This is a genomic window from Achromobacter sp. 1011791174 (genome assembly GCF_059760925.1).
Genome location: NZ_JCBANH010000013.1, coordinates 75,525 through 95,442 on the forward strand (window position 1 = coordinate 75,525; position 19,918 = coordinate 95,442).

15 protein-coding genes are annotated in these 19,918 nt (G+C 61.7%); 2 read left to right on the top strand and 13 right to left on the bottom strand.

Features of this window, described 5'->3' with window-relative positions; all coding sequences use genetic code 11:
- Nucleotides 1-19: 19 nt before the first annotated feature.
- On the bottom strand, nucleotides 20-1,021 hold the full coding sequence (locus AC6LJ5_RS07310) for an ABC transporter permease (protein ID WP_498140145.1): 1,002 nt from the start codon (nucleotides 1,019-1,021) through the stop codon (nucleotides 20-22).
- A gap of 16 nt (nucleotides 1,022-1,037) precedes the next feature.
- A complete protein-coding gene (locus tag AC6LJ5_RS07315) occupies nucleotides 1,038-2,648 on the bottom strand; it encodes an ABC transporter substrate-binding protein (protein ID WP_498140146.1) in 1,611 nt (536 codons plus the stop codon).
- 230 nt (nucleotides 2,649-2,878) lie between these two features.
- Here AC6LJ5_RS07315 and AC6LJ5_RS07320 point away from each other — a divergent pair, with 230 nt between their 5' ends.
- Nucleotides 2,879-4,063, top strand: a complete 1,185-nt coding sequence (locus tag AC6LJ5_RS07320) for an LLM class flavin-dependent oxidoreductase (RefSeq protein ID WP_498140147.1) — start codon at nucleotides 2,879-2,881, stop codon at nucleotides 4,061-4,063.
- On the opposite strand, the gene AC6LJ5_RS07325 is transcribed toward AC6LJ5_RS07320, so the two are convergent.
- From AC6LJ5_RS07325 to AC6LJ5_RS07350, 6 genes are all read right to left on the bottom strand, one after another.
- Entirely contained in the window at nucleotides 4,060-6,201 is a 2,142-nt protein-coding gene (locus tag AC6LJ5_RS07325) for a LamG-like jellyroll fold domain-containing protein (protein WP_103272034.1), read from the bottom strand. The two genes, AC6LJ5_RS07320 and AC6LJ5_RS07325, sit on opposite strands and share 4 nt — an antisense overlap.
- Nucleotides 6,202-6,367: 166 nt before the next feature.
- The gene (locus AC6LJ5_RS07330) at nucleotides 6,368-7,549 is read right to left on the bottom strand and encodes an MFS transporter (protein ID WP_392410483.1); all 1,182 of its coding nucleotides are present in this window, start codon (nucleotides 7,547-7,549) and stop codon (nucleotides 6,368-6,370) included.
- A 128-nt stretch (nucleotides 7,550-7,677) separates the two neighbouring features.
- Nucleotides 7,678-9,168, bottom strand: a complete 1,491-nt coding sequence (locus tag AC6LJ5_RS07335) for a methylenetetrahydrofolate reductase C-terminal domain-containing protein (protein ID WP_498140148.1) — start codon at nucleotides 9,166-9,168, stop codon at nucleotides 7,678-7,680.
- 53 nt (nucleotides 9,169-9,221) lie between these two features.
- Complete coding sequence (locus AC6LJ5_RS07340; RefSeq protein WP_103272031.1) at nucleotides 9,222-9,731, bottom strand: flavin reductase family protein; 510 nt, start codon at nucleotides 9,729-9,731, stop codon at nucleotides 9,222-9,224.
- Nucleotides 9,732-9,811: 80 nt separating this feature from the next.
- The gene (locus tag AC6LJ5_RS07345) at nucleotides 9,812-10,840 is read right to left on the bottom strand and encodes a methionine synthase (protein WP_199770961.1); all 1,029 of its coding nucleotides are present in this window, start codon (nucleotides 10,838-10,840) and stop codon (nucleotides 9,812-9,814) included.
- Between the two features lie 21 nt (nucleotides 10,841-10,861).
- The gene (locus AC6LJ5_RS07350) at nucleotides 10,862-11,851 is read right to left on the bottom strand and encodes a DUF1852 domain-containing protein (RefSeq protein WP_498140149.1); all 990 of its coding nucleotides are present in this window, start codon (nucleotides 11,849-11,851) and stop codon (nucleotides 10,862-10,864) included.
- Between the two features lie 762 nt (nucleotides 11,852-12,613).
- Between AC6LJ5_RS07350 and AC6LJ5_RS07355 the strand changes: the two genes are divergently transcribed.
- Entirely contained in the window at nucleotides 12,614-13,570 is a 957-nt protein-coding gene (locus tag AC6LJ5_RS07355; protein ID WP_498140150.1) for a DUF2332 domain-containing protein, read from the top strand.
- Between the two features lie 349 nt (nucleotides 13,571-13,919).
- On the opposite strand, the gene AC6LJ5_RS07360 is transcribed toward AC6LJ5_RS07355, so the two are convergent.
- The 5 genes from AC6LJ5_RS07360 to AC6LJ5_RS07380 form a co-directional block, all read right to left on the bottom strand.
- A complete protein-coding gene (locus AC6LJ5_RS07360; protein ID WP_498140151.1) occupies nucleotides 13,920-16,718 on the bottom strand; it encodes a tetratricopeptide repeat protein in 2,799 nt (932 codons plus the stop codon).
- 388 nt (nucleotides 16,719-17,106) lie between these two features.
- Nucleotides 17,107-17,679, bottom strand: coding sequence for an AAA family ATPase (locus AC6LJ5_RS07365; protein ID WP_498140152.1), 573 nt, complete (start codon nucleotides 17,677-17,679; stop codon nucleotides 17,107-17,109).
- Nucleotides 17,679-18,284, bottom strand: coding sequence for a 3'-5' exonuclease (locus AC6LJ5_RS07370; RefSeq protein WP_251200696.1), 606 nt, complete (start codon nucleotides 18,282-18,284; stop codon nucleotides 17,679-17,681). The genes AC6LJ5_RS07365 and AC6LJ5_RS07370 overlap by 1 nt, the downstream gene beginning before the upstream one ends.
- A complete protein-coding gene (locus AC6LJ5_RS07375) occupies nucleotides 18,281-19,654 on the bottom strand; it encodes a radical SAM protein (RefSeq protein WP_498140153.1) in 1,374 nt (457 codons plus the stop codon). Before AC6LJ5_RS07375 ends, AC6LJ5_RS07370 begins: the two co-directional genes overlap by 4 nt.
- Before the next feature lie 130 nt (nucleotides 19,655-19,784).
- A partial coding sequence (locus AC6LJ5_RS07380) for an integrase core domain-containing protein (protein ID WP_498140155.1) occupies nucleotides 19,785-19,918 on the bottom strand: 134 nt, incomplete at its 5' end.

The following is a 19,918-nucleotide window of genomic DNA, read 5'->3' on the forward strand; positions in this document are numbered from 1 at the left end:
CCTGTGCGGGGTCATTGGGTCAGCGCAGCCGGATGCGCGGGTCGAGCCAGGCCTGCAGCAGGTCCACCAGCATGTTGGCCACGATCACCAGCAGCGAGGACAGGAACAGGATGCCCAGCAGCACGGCGTAGTCGCGCGCCAGCACCGATTCCAGCGCCAGCCTTCCCAGGCCGGGCCAGCTGAACACGGTCTCGATCACGGTCGCGCCGCCCAGCAGCGCGCCGAAGTGCATGCCCGCCACCGTCGTGACCGGGATCAGCGCGTTGCGCAGCACATGCCGGAACGTGACCGCGCCCGGCCCCAGGCCCTTGGACTCGGCGGTCCGCACATAGTCCTGGCGGCTGACCTCCAGCATGGACGCGCGCGTCAGGCGCGCGAAGATCGCGATGAAAAAGCCGGACGTGGCCAGGGCCGGCAGGACCAGATGGCGCGCGCCGTCGACGAACGCGGCCCAGCCCGTCAGGCCCGCGCCTATCGTGTGGCTGCCGCCGGTGGGCAGCCAGCCCAGCTTGACCGAGAACAGCACGATGGCCATCAGTCCCAGCCAGAACGAGGGCGTGGAATACAGCAGCAAGGCGACGACGGACAACAGCCGGTCCTGCCACTTGCCGGCGCGCGCCGACATCAGCACGCCCAGCAGCACGCCGGCGCAGACGGCGATGCCCAGCGCCGTGCCCATCAGCAGCAGCGTGTTGCCCAGCCGGTCCAGGATCAGCTGCGCCACCGGCGCGTTGTGGCGCGGCGACATGCCCAGGTCGAACTGCGCGATGCCGGTCAGGTAGCGCCACAGCCGCTCCAGCATCGGCAGGTCCAGCCCGAAGTGGCGCCGCAGCTGCGCCATGCCTTCCTCGGTGGCGCTGCCGGATTCGGCGGCGATCACGTCCGCCGCGTCGCCGGGCACCAGCTCCAGCAGGACGAAGTTCAGCGCCACGATGCCGATCACCGTGGGCACGGCCTGCCAGGCGTTGCGCCGCAGGACGCCGGCGATGCGGGCCAGCCGGCCCCGGCTTGCCAGGTTCATGCCATGCGCCCCTTGCTCAGGATCCGGCCAGGTACACGTCGGCGAAATTGCCGCGCGTGCCTTCCGCCGTGGTGTTCCACGCCTGCACCTTGCGGGCGACGATGGTGACGTTGGGATTGGCGCCCAGCTCGATGGACGCGACATCCTCGCGCACGACGCGCTGGAACTCGCCGAACAGCTGGCGCCGCCGCGCCTCGTCCGGCTCCACGGCAGCCGCCTCCAGCAGGCGGTCGACCTCGGGATTCTGGTAGTGCGAGGCGTTGGAGAACGGCAGGCCGATCTTGAAATTGCGCGACCAGAACACCCGCTGCACGCCGATCGTGGGATCGAACATGTTGGTCAGGTTCTCCAGCGTGATGTCGAAAGCGCGGTCGGTGTAGACGCGCGTCACGTAGGTGGCGAAGTCCAGGCTTTCCAGCTCGGCGTCCAGGCCGACGCGCAGCAGGGCCTGGCGCACGAACTCGGCGGCGCGACGGTCCTGGAAGGGGTTGTAGAGCAGCCGGACCTTGAAGCGCTTGCCATCGGCCTTGCGCGGATAGCCGGCCGCGTCCAGCGCGGCCTCGGCGGCCTTCACGTCATACGGATAGTGGCGGATGGCGTCGTCATGAAAACGCGTCAGCGTCTTGCCGATGGGACTGGCCGACACCACGCCGCGCCCGTACCACACGGTGCGCGCGAATACGTCGATGTTCAGCGACTGGGCCACCGCCTGGCGCACCTCGCGCTTGCGAAACGGCTCGGAATCGAAGTTGAAGTAGATCTGCTGGTGATCGCCCACGTAGGGCCAGGGCGTCACGTCCACCGCCACGTTCTTCAGCTTCTCGAAGCGGTCGATGTCCGACAGCGAGATGGCCTTGTTGGCCAGCTGCGCCTCGCCCGATTCCAGCGCCGCGGCGCGCGCCGCCGCCTCGGGAATGAACCGGGCCACGGCGGCGTCCAGGTAGGGCTTGGGCGCGTCCCAATAGTCCGGATTGCGCTCCAGCCGCACATGGCTGCCGCGCACCCATTCCTTGAAGATGAACGGCCCCGTGCCCACCGGGCTGTTGTTGCGCGGATTGGTGGCCACGTCCTTGCCCTCGTACAGGTGCCTGGGCACGATGGGCGATTCGGACGCCGACAGGGCCGTCAGCAGGTAGGGCGCGGGCTTCTCCAGCCTGAGCACCAGCGTGCTGTCGTCCGGCGTGTCGATGCCGCCGACGTTGGCGAAGGTCACTCGCCCGCGCGGATGCACGGTCTTGAGCGTGGCGATTGAATAGGCCGCGTCGGCGGACGTGAAGGGCTGGCCGTCGTGCCATTTGACGCCCTTGCGCAAGGTGAAGGTGTAGCGCAGGCCGTCGGCCGACACGTTCCACGCGGTGGCGAGCTGGGCGACGGGCTTGAGCTCGCGATCATAGGCCAGCAAACCCTCGATCACCTTGGGTCCCAGTTCCGTGCTGCCGCCGGCCGACGTGGTCAGCGGCACGAACGCGGCGGGCTCCTGCGTGATGATCCAGGTCAGCGTGCCCCCGCGCTGCGGCGCCGGCTGCCCCAAGGCCGGCAGCGCCAGCGCGGCCACCGCGACCAGCGCCAGCCGGCGCAGCAGCCGGACCGCGCGGCCCGTGTTGTCTTGCTCTTGAATGCTCTGCATCGCCTTGCGTCCCACGTATCCACGGAAAGCGTCGATATTAGAAAGCCCGCTGCTTCATCGCTACGACTGATGCATCATGAGCAAATATCCGCATCCGGATACGCGTGCGCGGCATGGCTGCGCATGTGGAAATAGCGCCTTAGCAAATCGGAATTGGTTCTTTGACGCGCCTGCGCGCGCCTGCCCACAATGCAGGATTCTCCCCTCCGCAGGCGCACTTCCGAGGTTCCATGAGCACACTACTCGCGGCCGATCCGGCCGCCGATATCGCGCATCATCCATCGCCCGCCGACCTGCCCGCCAGCCCTTACGCGCAGGCGCTGCGACAACCCATGCTGCTCGGCCTGTTCCTGCCGATCCAGGCCGGCGGCTGGAGCGCCTCCACGCTGGAGCGGACCACCGACTGGCGCTGGGAGTACAACCGCGACCTGGTGCTGAAGGCCGAAGCGCTGGGCTTCGACCTGGTGTTCGCGCTGTCGCAATGGCTGCCCAAGGGCGGCTATGGCGGCGTGTTCGACGGCAACGCGCTGGACTCGTTCCAGACCACCGCCGCGCTCACCTCCATCACCCGCCGTATCCTGCTGATCTCGACGATCCACGTGCTCTACGGCCCGCTGCATCCGCTGCACCTGGCCAAGTGGGGCGCGACGCTGGACCATATCTCCGGCGGCCGCTGGGGCATCAACGTGGTCACGGGCCACCGGGAAGTCGAGCACCGCGCCTTCGGCACTGAACAGATCGAGCACGACCGGCGCTATGAATTGGCGGCGGAGTTCGTCGACGTGCTGCAACGGCTGTGGCGCGAGGACGAGCCGCTGTCCTTCAGCGGCCGCTCGTCATGGAAACTGCAGGATGCCTATGTCACGCCCAAGCCGCGCTATGCGCGGCCATTGCTGGTCAGCGCCACCGGCTCGGACGCGGGCATCGCCTACGCGGCGCGCCATTCGGACGTGGTCTTCATCACCAGCCCGGGCGCGTCGGACTTCGCCAGCGCGATCGAGGTCCTGCCCGCCCACGCCGAACGCGTGAAGGCCGCCGCGCGCGGCGTCGGCCGGCGCGTGCGCACGCTGCTCAATCCCATGGTGATCAGCCGCGAGACCGAGAGCGAGACGCGCGCCTATTACGAGGCCATCGTCGCCAGGCAGGATTTCCGCACGCCCGACGGCTTCCAGAGCCTGAAGAGCGATGCCCATGCCTGGCGCGGCCGGGAGGGCGTGGACCCGCCCAGCCGCCGCGCCATCGGCGGCAATATCGAAGTGATGGGCACGCCCGAACAGATCGTCGAACAGTTCGTGCGGCTCAGGCAGGCCGGCATCGACGGCCTGCAGCTGAGCTTCTTCGACTTCAAGCCGGACCTGGAATTCTTCGGCGACAGGATCCTGCCGCTGATGAAACAGGCCGGCCTGCGGACTTAGGCGCGGCGCGCCGTCAGCCACTGCGCCGGCTTGAGCGCCTTGCCCACGATGCGGATCTCGCCGATGCTGCCGAAGAAGCCGTCGGCGCGTCGGCCATCCCATGAGCCCGCGCCGATGATCCAGGGCATGTTGGCCGCCAGCGCGGCCAGGCCGGGCGCGTTGCTGGCGTTGCGCAGCACCGGCGCGCCCTCGATGTACAGCACGGTTTCATGCGTGACCTCGTCGTTGACGATGGCCACGTGCATCCACTTGTCGGCGATGATCTCGCCGGACCAGTTGGTCTTGGCGCCGCGCGTGCCCGACACTTCGGGCACGACTTCCCACTGGACTTCGCGCAGGCTGGACAGCGCGAACAGCAGCGGCGGCGATTCCGGATCGCCGTCCGAGAAGCCGGCCAGGTCGCCGCGCTTGCCGTCGCGCGTCATGACGTTCATCCACGCGTGCTTCTGCGCCGTCCAGTCCTTGTCGATCTTGAGGAAGGCCTCGACGGTATAGCCCGACGGCACCGTCGCCGGATTGATGGGCGCGGCCACGTCGGTCGTGAAATAGCTCATGCGGGCCGTGTTCTTGTCCGTGTTCAGGAAGCGCACCGAGCCGGGCGCGGCCGACAGGTAGTGATGGTCGCCCGACCACACCAGATCGGCTTCCTGCGCCCCGGCCACGCCATCGATGTTCAGCGGCGCGCGGCGGATCGGGTTCGCGCCCGTCACGTCGGCCACGGTCTCGCCCACCTTCACGGGCTGCCCGGCAACGCCGCCGAAGAAGCGCCAGTGCGCCAGCGTGTTGGCGACCTTGGGATAGTCCTCGGAGTCGACCGCCGGCTTCTGCACGATCGTGGCCGGATCGGTGTAGTTGGCCAGGATCAGCGCGCGCGCCTGCTCGACCAGCGAGCCGCGCGTGGCGGCGCCCGGCTTGAAGGTCTTGTTGAAGCCCGAGAAACGCTGGGCGAAGTCCATCTTGATGGTGAACTGCTCGTTCGGCGCCGTCAGCACCGCCTGGTCGAAGGCGTTCAGCGTTTCCTTGGGTTTTTGCGGCACCCAGGGCGAGAAGGACAGGACCTTGATCTCGTTGTGGGTCAGGTCGAATTCGTACAGGCGCATCAGGCCGTTGCCGCCCTGGTAGGCCATCTGGTAGTCGACCACCATCTCCTCGACGGGATTGCCGAAGTCATTGGTCTTCGTCAGCCGCGCCGCGCCGTGGTAGTGGCCGTTGAGCGTCATGAAGATCTGGTCGTTCTTGCGGATCAGCTTTTCCCACAGCATTTTGCCGTAGGGCACTTCCAGCGGCGACACGCCGTCCTTGTCGATGTTCAGCAGCTGGTGATTGACCAGGATGACGGGCAGCGTGGGATTGGCGCGGATGACCAGGTTGGCCCATTCCAGCGCCGCGTCCGACACGCGCCACGACAGCGACAGCACCATGAACTTCTGCCCCTCGGCTTCGAACACATGGTATTCGTGGAAGCCGCTGGCATCGCGGCCGCCGAACGTGGCCTGCTGCTTCGCGCGGTCGCGGCCGAAGTTCTTCAGATAGGGTTCGAGCGCCCGGTCCCGCAGCTCGTCGGTTTCCTTCCCGTTCTTCTGGCTGCTCTCGTCCACATAGTCGCGATCCATGATCACGTCATGGTTGCCCGCCAGGATGGAGTAGGGCACCTTGGCGTCCTCCAGCACCTTCATCGCGGCGCTGGCCACCTTCCACTGGTCCGGCTTGCCCTGCTGGTCGACCACGTCGCCCAGGTGCGCCAGGAACGGGATGTTCAGGGCGGCGGCATGCTGCGCCACCCAGCGGGTCTGGGCCTGGAACGGCTCGCTGCCGTACTTGCGCATGAACTGCTGGTTCTCGGCATCGGTGGCGTAGCGCGAGTAGAACTGCGTGTCCGGCAGCACCGCCAGGGCGAAGGTCGACGCGAGCGCGGGCTGCGGCTGCGGTTGCGGCTTGGCCGGGACCGCATCATCGTCATCGTCGCTGCTGCTGTTGCAGCCCGCCAGCAACAGGCTGCCGCCGATGGGCAGCAAGGTCGCCCCGATGCCGGCGCGCAGCAGGCTGCGCCGCGTGGTGTTGAGCGCGATGGGCAGGTCGGCGCTTTGCTGCGCGGTGATGACTGGGGTCTGGGAGGGGGTCTTGCTGCCGTGCTTCATGAATGCAACCTGAAAAAGCTAGGCAGTCTAGGCAGGACGAATGACGTAGCCATGACGATGGCCATACTGCGGACGGGAAGCCACAGCCTGCGCTGTCAGGCCATGGACTTATTCACATGTTATGGAAACGCGCGACGCCTGGAGACGGCAACGCCGCGCCCTCTCCTCAAGGCCGGCCGCGCGTCAGCCGATAGGACCGGAATGCCGGCGTGACGGCGGCCACGGCGAGATTGCATCCGACCAGGCCCAGCATCATCCACAGCGCGGCATCGATGCCCGAGGCCGCGATCAGGCTGCCCGCGACATACGGAAATCCGAAGGCGCCGGCGAAATAGCCCAGGGTGAACACCTGCGACGCGGCGGGAATGGAGATGCCCAGGCCGTCGGCCAGATTGACCGCCATGGCGTTGAGCGTGGAATAGGTCAGGCCATATCCGGTGGCGAACAGGATGGTGGCGGCGACATAGAGCGGCGCGCTGCCTGCATTCACGGCCAGCAGCAGGATGCCGCCCAGCGTGATCGCAAACAGGGCCAGGGCCAGGCGCCCCAATGGCAGCTTGCCGATCCATGAGGCGACGGTGAAGCGCAGCAGCACGGTGGTGATGGTGAAGGTCAGGAAGAACGTGTCGGCGCTCAGTCCCCGTGACTGCGCATAGAGGCTTTGGAAGGTCGACAGTCCGGCGAAGGTGCAGGCGGCGATGCCCATCAGCGCGACCGGCAGCACGGTCTTCGCGCGCAGCACGCAGGCCACGGCGGACAGCGACAGCGCCACCGTCTTGAGCGGCAACTGCGGCTGGCGGGCCAGGCTGCGCCGCAGCAGCCAGGCAAAGCCCGCCGCGATCACGCAGCACGCGGCATAGGCCGCGAAAGCAGCGGACACCCTGCCGGACTGCCGCGCCAGGAAATGGCCGAGCGGCGCGGCCAGCCCCATGCCCAGCATCTGCGATCCCGACAGCAGGGTCAGCGCCTCCAGGCGCGCGTTCGGTTTCAGGCAATGGATAAGCAGGATCGGCGCCAGCATGTAGAACACGGCCCACCCCAGGCCCAGCAGCAGGCCGCCCGCGTAGGCCATCGGCAAGCCGCCTGCGCCCATCAAGGCGAAACAGGCCATCGCCATGGCCATCGCGCCCGCCGCGCAGGCGATCAAGGGCAGGATGCCCATGCGCTCGGCCCAGCGTCCGGCGAAGACGGAGCCGACCAGCGTCGCCACGATGCCGACGCCGATGACGGTGCCGGCGCGGGACGCCGCGTAGCCGGCGGCGACCAGCGCATCCGCCAGCAGGAAACTCGCGCCGTAGGCCAGCGCCAGCGACATGGCGGCCAACAGATATGGCAGAAGGATGTGCATGGGCAGCCGATCCGCCAACTGCGTTTCCGCATCCTGGGGCGCTACGAAATGACGGGTCGCGAAACGGGACGAAGCGTTCATGGATGGCGGCGCAGCGGGAGGATCGTCGGGGAGCCGCCATTATCCCTCTACGGCGGCAGCTCCGGCGAGCCGCAAGCCGACGGCCGGACGCGCGTTTCCTCGCGCCTCTGCGTGAACCATGCGGGCCAGGAGCTGCGGTGCCTGTCAGCCGCTTCGATGCAGGGAATCAGCACCTGTTCCAGCACGGGCAATTGATCGGCCGATTTGGCGATCCGGTATTTGACGCTGTGCACGCACTCCCGGTCGTCGAATTCGCAACGATTGAGCCGGGTGCCGCCACAGGGACCGTTCGCCAGGCCCTTGGGGCAGGTCTCGGGACAGACGTAAAGCGTCTCCTGCAGGCGGCAGCTGCCGCAGGTATCGCAGCCGACCAGCGGCCGCTTGACCATGCGTTCGACGGCATGCAGCGCATGCGCCGCCACGGCGGCCTGCCAGATCGGCCGCGTCATGCTCCAGCCAAAGGCTTTGCCGAGCCATCCCTTGCGGCTGAAGAATTGGCGATGCATTGTCGAGAACAGCGCGTAGCGAAGGCGTTCCCGACGGGTGGCGGTGACGTCGGACCGCCCCAGTTCCCATGCGCTGGCGTCGGGGGTGAAACCTACCTGCGGCGCCCCCGGCATCCGCCAGCTGGCATGCCATTGTTCGAGCCATTCGGCCAGCGATGTGATCCGATCCCGTTGCGCGATGAGCGCCTGCTCCAGCAGCAGCAGTTCGTCCAGCGTGTGCACCCCGGACACATGCGCGCCGGCATAGCCCATCAACCGCAAGCCCACGATCTGCAAGGCCAGGCGCTCGATGCCGCGCCTGGCCGCAAGGGCCTGGGAGACGTCCTGCTCCCTGGCCAACAGCTCGCGCATGGTGTCGGTGATGACGACGCCGGGCACGGCCCGCAGCGCGGCGGCGCGCTTGTCGGTCAAGCTCATGACGCAGGCCAGCATGGGTTTCATGCCGTGCTGCGCGCGCATCCAGGCCTGGGCCTCGACATGCTTGGCGGCGTCGAAACCCAATTGCAGGGTCAGGAAATCCGCGCCCGCCAGCAGCTTCTTCCGCGCCTTCAGATACTGCGCGCCGCCTTCTTCCTCGCGGTACTTGAACGGGTTCAACGCCGCGCCCAGCAGCCAGTCCGGTCCGTGCTCGCGGGCGATCTGCAGCGCGGACACCGACTCCAGATAACGCACGGCGGCCCCGCCGGGATCATGGCCCGGCAGGCGGTCCCCGCTGAGCAGCAGCAATTGATTCAGGCCACGGGTCTTCATCGCCGCCATCTGACGCAGCAGATCCGCGCGCTCGCGGTCCTTGCCTGAAAAATGCAGCAGGGATGCGGCCGGATCGCCCAACGCGCCCGCGCCTTCCAGCGGACTCAGATCGGAATGCGCGCCGACGCGATCGGCGAAGGCCGGCAGCAAGGGCCAGCCCGCCAGATGTCCGCGCTGCACGATCCGCCCGAGCCCCGCCAGGCGCGCGGGGGACTGCTGGGGGATGATCTCCAACACGCAGACAAAGCGCCCGTCGTCCAGCGCCTGCTTCAATGCGCTCAAGACGATTCGATACCTGGCAACGTCATGCGGATGGGGCGGCGGCGGTCACACGCTCAAGCCTCGCAGTGCGCGGCGATGTTGCGGTACTGCCCTTTGAAATACAGCAATGGCTGCGTGGCGGCGGTTTGCTGCAGGTTCAGCGCCTTCACCTCGCCGATGACGATCACGTGATCGCCGGCGGCGTGTTCGGCGTAGATGTCGCAATCCAGCCAGTGCAGGCTGCCGGCGATGAGCGGATTGCCCAGCGGCGATTCCCGCCACTCGATGCCGTGCCACTTGTCCGTGCCGCGACGGGCGAACTGATTGGAAATATCGACCTGCTCATCCGACAGGATATTGACCGCGAATCGGCCTGCCTGGCGGATCTTGGGATAGCTGGCCGAACCGGACATCACGCTGAATGACACCAGCGGCGGGTTCATCGACACGCTGTAGAACGACTGGCAGGTGAAACCCACCGGCTCGCCCGCGATGTGCGATGTAACCACCGTGATGCCGGACGCATAGTGTCCGAGCGCTTCGCGAAAGCGCAATGGTTCGATGGCGGTGCTGGGGAGTGACATGGTAGCTGCGAAGTACGACGGACTGCTCGACGGCGAGCCTGCCGCCGCAAACGAATGCGGTGGCAGGCTCTGCCCCAGGCTTAGTTCGAGAGTTCCTGGCGGACGATTTCCGCGCCGGCGCTCAGCGCGCTCAGCTTGCCGCGCGCGACGGCGCGGGGCAGGGGCGCCATGCCGCAGTTGGTGCAGGGATAGAGCTTGTCGGCATCCACGAACTGCAAGGCCTTGCGCAGGGTATTGGCGACTTCCTCGGGCGTTTCGATGGTGTTGGTGGCCACGTCGATGGCCCCGACCATCACCTTCTTGCCGCGAATCAGCTCGATGAGATCCATCGGCACGCGGGAATTCTGGCATTCCAGCGAAACGATATCGATGCTGGACTTCTGCAGCTTGGGGAAGGCCTCTTCATACTGGCGCCATTCGGAGCCCAGCGTCTTCTTCCAATCCGTGTTGGCCTTGATGCCATAGCCGTAGCAGATGTGGACGGCCGTCTCGCACTTCAGGCCTTCGATGGCCCGTTCCAGCGTGGCCACGCCCCAGTCATTCACCTCGTCGAAGAAGACATTGAACGCGGGCTCGTCGAACTGGATGATGTCGACGCCGGCCGCTTCCAGTTCCTTGGCTTCCTGATTCAGGATCTTGGCGAATTCCCAGGCCAGCTTTTCGCGGCTCTTGTAGTGATCGTCATACAGCGTATCGATCATGGTCATGGGACCGGGCAGCGCCCATTTGATCGGCTGCCTGGTCTGCTGGCGCAGGAACTTGGCGTCCTCGACGAAGACCGGCTTGCGGCGCGCCACGGCGCCGACGACGGAGGGCACGCTGGCGTCATAGCGATCGCGGATCCGCACCGTCTTGCGATTCTCGAAATCAACGCCTTCCAGGTGCTCGATGAAGGTGGTCACGAAGTGCTGGCGCGTCTGTTCGCCATCGCTGACGATGTCGATGCCCGCGTGTTGCTGTTCCTGCAGGGACAGGCGCAGCGCGTCTTGCTTGCCTTCGAGCAAGCCCTCGTCCTGCAGTTTCCAGGGCGACCAGAGCGTCTCGGGTTGCGCCAGCCAGGAGGGTTTGGGCAGGCTGCCGGCGGTGGAAGTGGGGAGCAGTTTTTTCACGATGAATGACCTGGTAGCTTTTTATTGATCAAAACGGGCGGTGGCGGACCACTGCGCAAGAACCGATTGGTAGGGCTTGATGAAGTGCTCTTCGACAAACCGTCCCTGCTCGACAGCCAGCCGGCTGCGTTCCTCTCGGTCATAGACGATGCGGGTCAGCGAATAGTCCTGGTGCTTCAGGCTGGGCTGATAGGATTTCCCCGCCGCGGAATTCGCGTTGTAGATCTCGGGCCGATAGATCTTCTGGAAGGTATCCATCGTGCTGATGGTGCCGATCAGCTCGAGATTGGTGTAGTCGCCCAGCAGATCGCCCGTGAAATAGAAGGCCAGGGGCGCGGCGCTGTTCGGCGGCATGAAGTAGCGAACCTTCATGCCCATTTTCTTGAAATATTCATCGGTCAGGGAATATTCGTCCTGCAGGTATTCAACGCCCAGCACCGGATGCTGGTTTTCCGTGCGGTGGTAGACCTTGCTGCTCGATACGCTCAGGCAGATGACGGGCGGCTTCTTGAAATATTCCTTGTAAGTGCTGGAATTCACAAAAAGCCTGAAAAGCTTGCCGTGCAGATCGCCGAAATCTTCCGGCGTGCTGAACTTGGCCTGATCCTTGTTGTGCTCCAGCAGCAGTACGCTGAAGTCATAATCCCGCACGTATGAGGAAAAATTATTCCCCACGATGCCATCGATGCGCTCGCCGGTTTTGCGGTCGACGATATTGGTCTTCAATATCTCGATCAAGGGAAGGGCATTGCCGCTGGTTTCCCCATCGATATTCAATTCGACCGAGATGATTTCAAGTTCGACCGTATAGCGATCGCCCTTGGGGTTGTCCCAATGCGCCAGGGCATTGAAACGATTGTCTATCATGCGGAAGGTGTTGCGCAGGTTCTCCTGGCGACTTGTCCCTCTGGCCAGATTGGCGAAATTGGTGGTGATGCGCGTATTATCCGAGGGACGATAATCCTCATCGAAATTAATACTCTTGATGGAAAACGTGAAATCTCTGCTCATTGCTATCTGGCGCCCAGAACCCTGAAATAAAACCCGCTTACTGCCACAATGCTTGCCAGTATTATTTTTGATTCTCTTGATCTGGCAGCCTTGACATCCTTGGAATCAGGGCCGAATTCTATGCTGCGCTGCGCACAAATAAAAATGAAATGATTTCAAAACACCATTAGCCAGACTCATAGTCCGTATAAATGAGTTGGTCTCATAATATTATTAGTCAAACTCATATAACCGGACCGGCTGATTGGCGCGACAACGCACCGCCTCCGTCAGCGCCTTTGCCGTCGTTTAGAGTCCAAAAAAAATGGCCGCATGAGCGGCCATTCTGAAGAAAGCGTGAAAGAGAGAAATAAAGTCGGTCGCAGATGACGCTTGCAACCCCTTGATCTTGAAAGACTTCGAAGATTAGAAAAGTTGGATCAAAGTCGGTCGCACCCCAGGCCTTCCCGCCTTCAGCGCAAGAAAATTGAACAAAAGTCGGTCGCAGAAGGTTCGGGCTCGTTGAGTTAGGTCGCTAAGCTACGAAAAGGGCTGCCTATCTCGGGGCTGACACAGCCTAGGTGCCAAGCGAACAGCCGTGCAGTCTTGGAGCGGGGTGGCGCAAAAAGCGGGCGGGCACCCGGCACCGCCGTGATAAGACAGCTATCGGCCAGGAGCGGCCATAATGCAACGTCAATTCCAGCAGCTAGGTGCTTAGTAGCATGGCTGACTTCCGCGAGCGGTGCTACTCAGCCGGGACTCATCTGCGTAAGGGGGGATGGCATGGATCCGATTGCTGAACGCTACTTGAGGTTTGCAAAGATCGAGGCGGCGGGTCGCTCGCCGTTGTATGAAAAATGGGCATTGCATGTCGCGAATTCGTTTGACGCACTGGCGTTTTTACAGGGTCTGCCTGTAGATAAGCAGCAACCAAACCTGCTGTTTGCAGCGTTCCGGCATACCGTAGGTGCGCCTACCTCGACTGCGGAATTCGATGCGGGCTTGGCGCAACATGGCGACGCCATCCGGTCCCTCATGTTGGCGCGTTCCACGCAGACCAACGAACCAGGGCGCTGTGCGGTATTGCTGCCTGCTCTCGCTTCGATCGCGGGCAAGATAGCGCTCATCGAGGTGGGGGCCTCCGCAGGGCTGTGCCTGCTGATGGACAAATACGGCTATGACTGGGGTTCCCAACTCCTGGTTCCGTGTCGAGACGATTCGGACTATCCGGTATTCCCTTGTGAGGTCACCGGCGCGGGTCCGCTCCCCCACACCTATCCTGAAATCGTGTGGAGGGCTGGACTGGATTTGAGCCCAATCGACGTTCATTGCGACGAAGATAGGAAGTGGCTTGAAGACCTGGTGTGGCCCGAGGATGGCAATCGACTCGCACGCCTTCAGTCGGCGCTGCGGATCTGCGGACGCGAGCCGCCTCAGATCGTCCGGGGCGATCTGAGGCGGGATCTTGCTTCCTTAATCGAAAAGGCTCCGGCGGAAGCGACCGTGGTTGTGTATCACTCCGCTGTTCTGAACTACGTTATGGACCAGGCACTGCGCAATGAATTTGCACGCAACATGTTGGCCTCGCGTTGCGTCTGGATCAGCAATGAAAGTCCATTGGTATTCCCGCAGTTCTTGCCCGCGGCCACGCCGCAACCGTCCGGCATGTTCCTGTTATGTGCCAATGGCCATGCGTTGGCCTGGACGGATCCGCATGGTGGCGCGTTGCAATGGCTGTGATCCAAAGCTTTCTTTGCTAACCACCTTAGGAATCTTCGAAATGTAGAGATGCGAGCGACCACTTTGGGTCGAAATCAGCCTTCCGCAGACGACGGCTCCCGGCCATGATAGGACCTCCGCCGGACGCGTAACGCGAACATTCAGAAGATCGCTTCATTCAGAAAACGGTCACTCAAGCGTCCAGTGCCTGCCCCGCGTCGACGGATGGCTGGGTTGGGGCGCAACAGCGGCCGCTTCGAAGACCGCCAATCCGTAGGCAGCAATAAGCTCTCTTCGTGCTCCGATAGAAACATCGATTTAGACATAGACATCGCCAAAAATACGGTCATGATACGGAGGTGGATCAGCCTTAACGCACTTTCAACGCGTCTACACGCGCAGCCAACTGGCGTTCGTATTGGTCGTCGCTAGCCAAGCGTCGCGCGGCCTCTGCGCACTCCAATGCTTCGGGCACCGAACCGCGCGCCTCGTGGCACTGGCTCATCAGATCGTAGTAGATCGCCAGCCTGGCTCTCCCCTTGGGATCCTTTTCGGCAGCATCGAGTGAGCGTTTTGCCGTAGTTAACGCTGGTGCGGCTTGACCGAGCGCGAGTTCCGCCTTGGCCTGCTGATAGAGCAGCCAGTGATCCTTCGCGTCGTCGCCGATCTTATTGGTAGCGTTCAATGCTGCCGTTGGATCACCGATGGCCAAGAAGGTCTTCGCGAGAACCCGGGCGACGAATGAATTATTTCCAGAGGTTCTCGCCAACTCATCTGCGAAGGCCCTCATAGTGCTCTCCAATTTACCCGCGAGCACTCGATTACCGCTTCGAGCAGCAACGATAGAGACGTTTGCAAGTGCCTCGCAAGCGTTTACCCATTGACGTCGATGCACCGTGTTGGGAAATATGGCGAGCATGTCGGGAAAGATCTCCGTCACGGCGAGGCACGCCTCGCCGTGGCGATATCCGAATAGTGTGGTCAGAGCGAGAAAGGCCTCGTAAAACTGGTCGAAGCCCTCCAATGCGGACAATGCGACCACGTCCCCGAATTGCTTGACGATAGAGGTGTTTGCGTTTATCTCATTACCGACCGTTGTGTAGGAGCGAAGTCGACTCAAGGCGGCAAGTGATACGCGCAGAGGCACGGCATAGAGGTCTTTCTGAATATCAACGACAAGCCTGCGCATCGCGTCCTCGCCGTGAGTCTTGGCTTCGGAATTAGAGTCGGCCTGTGTACCCAGGTGCGCGATCTGTCCGTACGTGGCATGCCACTCTGGCCGCTCCTCGAGAAGTTCGCGGAAGCATGCCAATGCGGCGTCGATCTCACCACAGCGACGTAGCGCCTTGCCCTGGTGGTGAAGCATCTCTGCCCGGATGTCCGGATCCTTGGTCTCCTCTGCAATTTTGCCGTAGTCCGTGGCACAGGACTTGTAGTAAGCGATACGCGCCTCATTTTCGAGCGTGTAAGAGGTCGCCTCTCTAGCGTCGACGATACAAAGCAACTCCGCGATCGGCATGTCGGACCGAGCGTCGATGCTTTGCAATTTGGAAATCAATATCGCTCGGGAAGGCTTGTCAATCTGCAATAGAGAGTAAGTTAGCCAACCCGCTTGCTTTGCTTCCCAGCCGGCGTCGTAAGCCGCCTGGAGCTGACCTGCCGACAGGTGGATCTGCCTAAGCACGCTCGGCGTCATCTCACCTCGTTTCTGATCGACGTATCGTGCAATAGCCTGAGCCAATTCATGATTTGCAGGCACATTCGAACGGGAGACTCGACAAATCAAATCGTGAACGGACAGAGTTGCCGTGGCCGCCGTCCGATTCAGAATAGCGAGTGATTGCAGCGACGCGCGCGCGTTTATTCCGATGAAGACCCTGAGAAACTGCGAGTCGTACGTCCCGCATCCGCTGTCGGCGATCTTCTGCAGGGCCTGGCGGTTTTCAGCGCTAAGACGACGCAGGATGCGCTCCATCACGTTGCCGCCATCGTTCTCGTGAACGGTCCTCGGATCTTGGAGAATCTCGCGATAGAGATCGTCAGGAGGCACGTCATCGATCTTGGCCACTTCCCGTGTGACTGCGAGGATCAACGGGCAAAAACGACAGGCGTCGACGAACTGCTTGCAGGTTTCGCTTGCCGTCTCTTCGGCCTCGCCCAAGACTTGAAGGCCAGTTGATGTGGACATCCACGGCAGTTGCAAATGGATTGCGCTGCCGGGAGCGCCAACTTGTGAGGTCACGAGAACGCGTCCTCCAAGCTCGAATCCCTTTCGGAGATCAGCAAATGAATCAGACGTTAGCGCTCGATTTAGATCATCGATGACCAGCAGGGTTTTGGTAGCGTTAAACACGCCGGCGACGTTCATGGCCGAGCCGCCGCGTGAACGTTTGATCGCAGTGAGCGGCGTGTCGTCAGGCCAGTCGCTTCCCGAAATCCACAGATAGTTCCCGAACTGTGGCAAGTCGGCATGGACGTAGTCGATTGCGGCCTGTGTTTTACCGGACCCACTCAGGCCATACAAGACGCATACTTGAGCACCCGCTGCGAAGTGCTGTCGTATGGCATCGATGAAAGGCTGCTCGGTATGATGATGGGCACAAGCTGAGGGAACTCGTCCGTAGTACTCGTAGCGATCAAGATTTTGCGAGAAGTCAGGGAGATAGTGCCGATAGAAGTCCGCCGCCTGCGAGTTGTCTAGGGCGGACTGAAAGATGGACTTTGCCAACTCTCGCGCGTCGAGAAAGTTCACCCGCTTCCTATTTTCTTCGCTAATTTTTGATTTATTGAAGTTGCCGCGAAATGATGCCGGCTCCTCTTCGGACGAGACCAGATAGATCCTAGAGGGAGGAGTTGAGCCACCCTTCTCGATAGCGTGATTAATATCCTTTTCGATCTTGTCGAATCGGTACTCCTTCTTCCTCCCTGAACAGTCCTCGAAATACCCCGACTCGGTGCTGTATTCCCCGACGATCGTGAAGTCCTGGGAAAACGTGTCGACGGTGTAGCCGACAGGCTTGTAGTCCTTGTTGATACCATGGTGTACGAGCTTCTTACTCTCGAGCGTCTCGATCACCTTGTGCCCGACCAGTTCCAAACTGACCGCATCGAGGTTAGCCAGTTCGTCAATCAAGTCCTTGACGACTCGCTTCTTGATAAGTTCAGACATCTAGTTCCCCTCTGTCAATTCAGTCACGTGTTGAGCTCTGATACTAACGTCCAGCCTTGTCGCGCCTTCGAATTAGCGAGGAGCCTCGGAAGTGGATATTAATTGAGTTGATGCCTAACGGCTGCTTCGGCCGATGAGTAATCCCTGATGGACGGGGCCGGGATGACCGTTTCGCTCCGATAGCCGCCTTCGAAGCATCAACGTGTCGACCGACAGCAATGGGTCAGCACCAGACATCGAGCAGAGGCCGCTGCCAGCTAGAAGCAGTTGTTGAACGCCCTCGCTCGGGCGATAGCCACAGTCAACGAATGAATGAGGCCTCGTTGAGTGCCGGCATTGCGATGAGTTCGTGGGAAGCTTGCTTTCAGCCAAACTCCGACCGACACCCCTACTTGATTATCTTGGGGATTGAAGCAATCAGCGCCAACGCCTGCGCCATGCCCTCGTCGCTGCGAGGATCCAATGGCGGCACCCCAAGCTTGGAAAGGGCCGCGCCTATGTGGAGATCCACATCCTTTCGGTAAGCCAAGTCAGGGTCCCGACCCGGGCCAAGCGGTACGCTCTCATCGAGGACTGTCTTAAACAACAGATCGTACCGAGGGGCGTGAAGCTTGGCCAAGGCATACAGATAGTCCCGATCCTTGGGGGCCATGTCCCGGCCTGTCACTGCAAGGGCCGCCTCCAAATAGCCGATAGCATCGGATACCGGGCGATCGACGATTACCAGGTCAGCAGCTAGACCCTCATGTTGCTCCTCACGGATCACGGTCGCCATGATCCACAGCGTGCTATTGAAGGTGTGATCCCTAAGAATGGGAAAGCCAGCCTTAGCGCATTCAGCGGCATTGTCCTTAACCTTACCAACGCGAAGTCCTCGCTTTTCTGCAATGGCGGTGAGGTGGTCGACGAAGGTAGACTTTCCAGTCGAGTGGGTACCGGTAACCGCGATGAACTTCGGCATCAGAACAGGCTTCCTTGTTGGGACTTGAGATAGGTGTCTTCGCTGGCCCGTGCGATCCTCGCGAGCGTCAGGAAGGTGAGATCGACCTTTTCCTCAAGCATCGAGGCAAGCCGAATGAACAGATGGGCTGTAACTAAGGCATCGTCAGCAGCCCTATGCTGGGTCCAGTTTGCGCTGTCTGGGAGCAGATCGCCTACCAGTGCCCGTAGTGAGTATTCAGTCCTGCCTGGTAGGACATGCTTGGCCAATGCCCTGGTGTCGATGAGAGCCAAAGGCCGCCAGTCTGGCTCAGTATGGGCAATGACGCGGGCGTCCACACCCACGTTATGACCAACCACGACGCGGCCTTCCATTTCAGCCAGGATTTCGCCCGCGTTTACCCTCCAGGGCTGAAAGGCAGCAGCCATCTCGTTGGTGATACCGTGAATATCGATGACCCTGGTAGTAATCGGCCGCGGGGGACGAACGCCCCAAGACTTGGCTAATTGCACCTGGCGATCAATGATCTGAACTGTCGCGATCTCGATCAGATCATGCGGGTCCTGCCCATTGCCCTCAACGTCGACCACGACGTAAGGGCATTGGCTCCAGTTTTGATTGTTCATGTGGTCTGCACGGTAAGAGGAATAGTACGTCGCTTGCCGGGCTCAGGTGGAGAGTACTGATCGCGCTCTGCGCGACGGATCAAGTTCAGAAGCTCATCACGTCGAGGTTGAGTCAGATTTCCCATCAGCGGGCGCATCATGTCAGCCTTCAGCTCTGCCGCGAGGTCTGTCAGACGCTCCACCCGAGATGTAATTACGGCAGCATTCACTTGATGCTCCATGGAGTAGGCCGGTGTCCCCGGTCTAGCGGAAAATGGGATGGCGACGTTGATATGGAAATCAAGTCTTCGAGCCAGTTCAACGGTTTGCTGAAAGTCTTCCTCGGACTCGTTGGGGAACCCCACAAGCCAGTTCCCATAGAGCACAGAAGGGGTGCTGCTACGAAACTCCCATAGAGCCTGAGCAACCTTCTGGATATCGTAGCCCCTGTGCATTGCCTTGAGCACGCTCGGGGATCCGCTCTGTAGAGAGATGTACAGTAGTTGCAGACGACCAGCCTGGCCCCAGGCTAGGATGTCCTCAAAGTTCTTTAGGAAGGGCTTTGGTTCGATGTACCGAATCGACAGCTTTACAGCCGGTGAGATGTCCAATAAAGACTTCACCATGTCCACAAAGCGCGGGCCGTTCGACCCAACCCCGTAGTTTCCGACTTCGTCCCCGATCAGGACCAAGTGGGAGATCCCCCGGTCCACTGCTGCTTTAGCCTTGGCCAGCACGTCGGTGAGCGGCACTGACGTGTACTCACCACGTCCTCGCGGAATATTGCAGAAGCTGCATTGGTAAAGGCAACTACGAGTGACAGTGATCATCTCGCATGGGTCGTGCTCAGCGTAGAACACGAACCCTTTGGTCGTCTGTTGATAAACCCGAACCAGCTCGGTACCGTATCGCCTGTCTTCTTCTTCCAGCTCGGCTACCACCGCGCACTTAGCCAGTCCAACCCTGTTGCGCAGATTGTGAAGACCTTCGAATGAAGTCGACTCGAAGCGATCGCTGGCACCCTGCGAGTTGCGTCGGTCAACCTCTGCGAAGGGTAGGCTGGTGCTTTCCTTCAGAACATCAGAAAGAGGCATGATCGCAATCCGACCATCACCGACGCTACTGCGCACCTTCTCTGAGCTGGTATTTGCAATACATCCTGTGACAACAACTCGCGCGCGGGGCGCTCGGGAGATGGCCTCGCCAACCTGGTCGATGGCGTCATCGACCCAGTGTTCGCGTACGGAGCATCCGGAGAACACTATTTCATCGGCATCCTCGGGGCGGTCAACGATCGTTCCACCCGCAGATTGAATTCCTGCACGGAGCACATTTAGATCGTAACCTGCATTAAGGCAGGCGTTGTGCGCGAGATACACCTTCTTGGTCATATGGCAATAGTCCATTTACCTACTGGAATGAGCATGTTGGTAACGCCAGTCTGCGTGCAGCCTACTATTGCGCTGGCAGGTGCCTTTGTGTACCTACTATGGTTAAAGTTTTTGTGACCTGCCCCCAGACTTAGTACGGCACCGACATAGAGTCCAGGGTTAAAAACCGTTGTTGCCGATGCGCCTGAGCAAACTGCTCCGGCGTTAAGTATCCCAGCGCGCTATGCGGGCGTTCGGTGTTGTACTCGACGCGCCAGTCTTCGA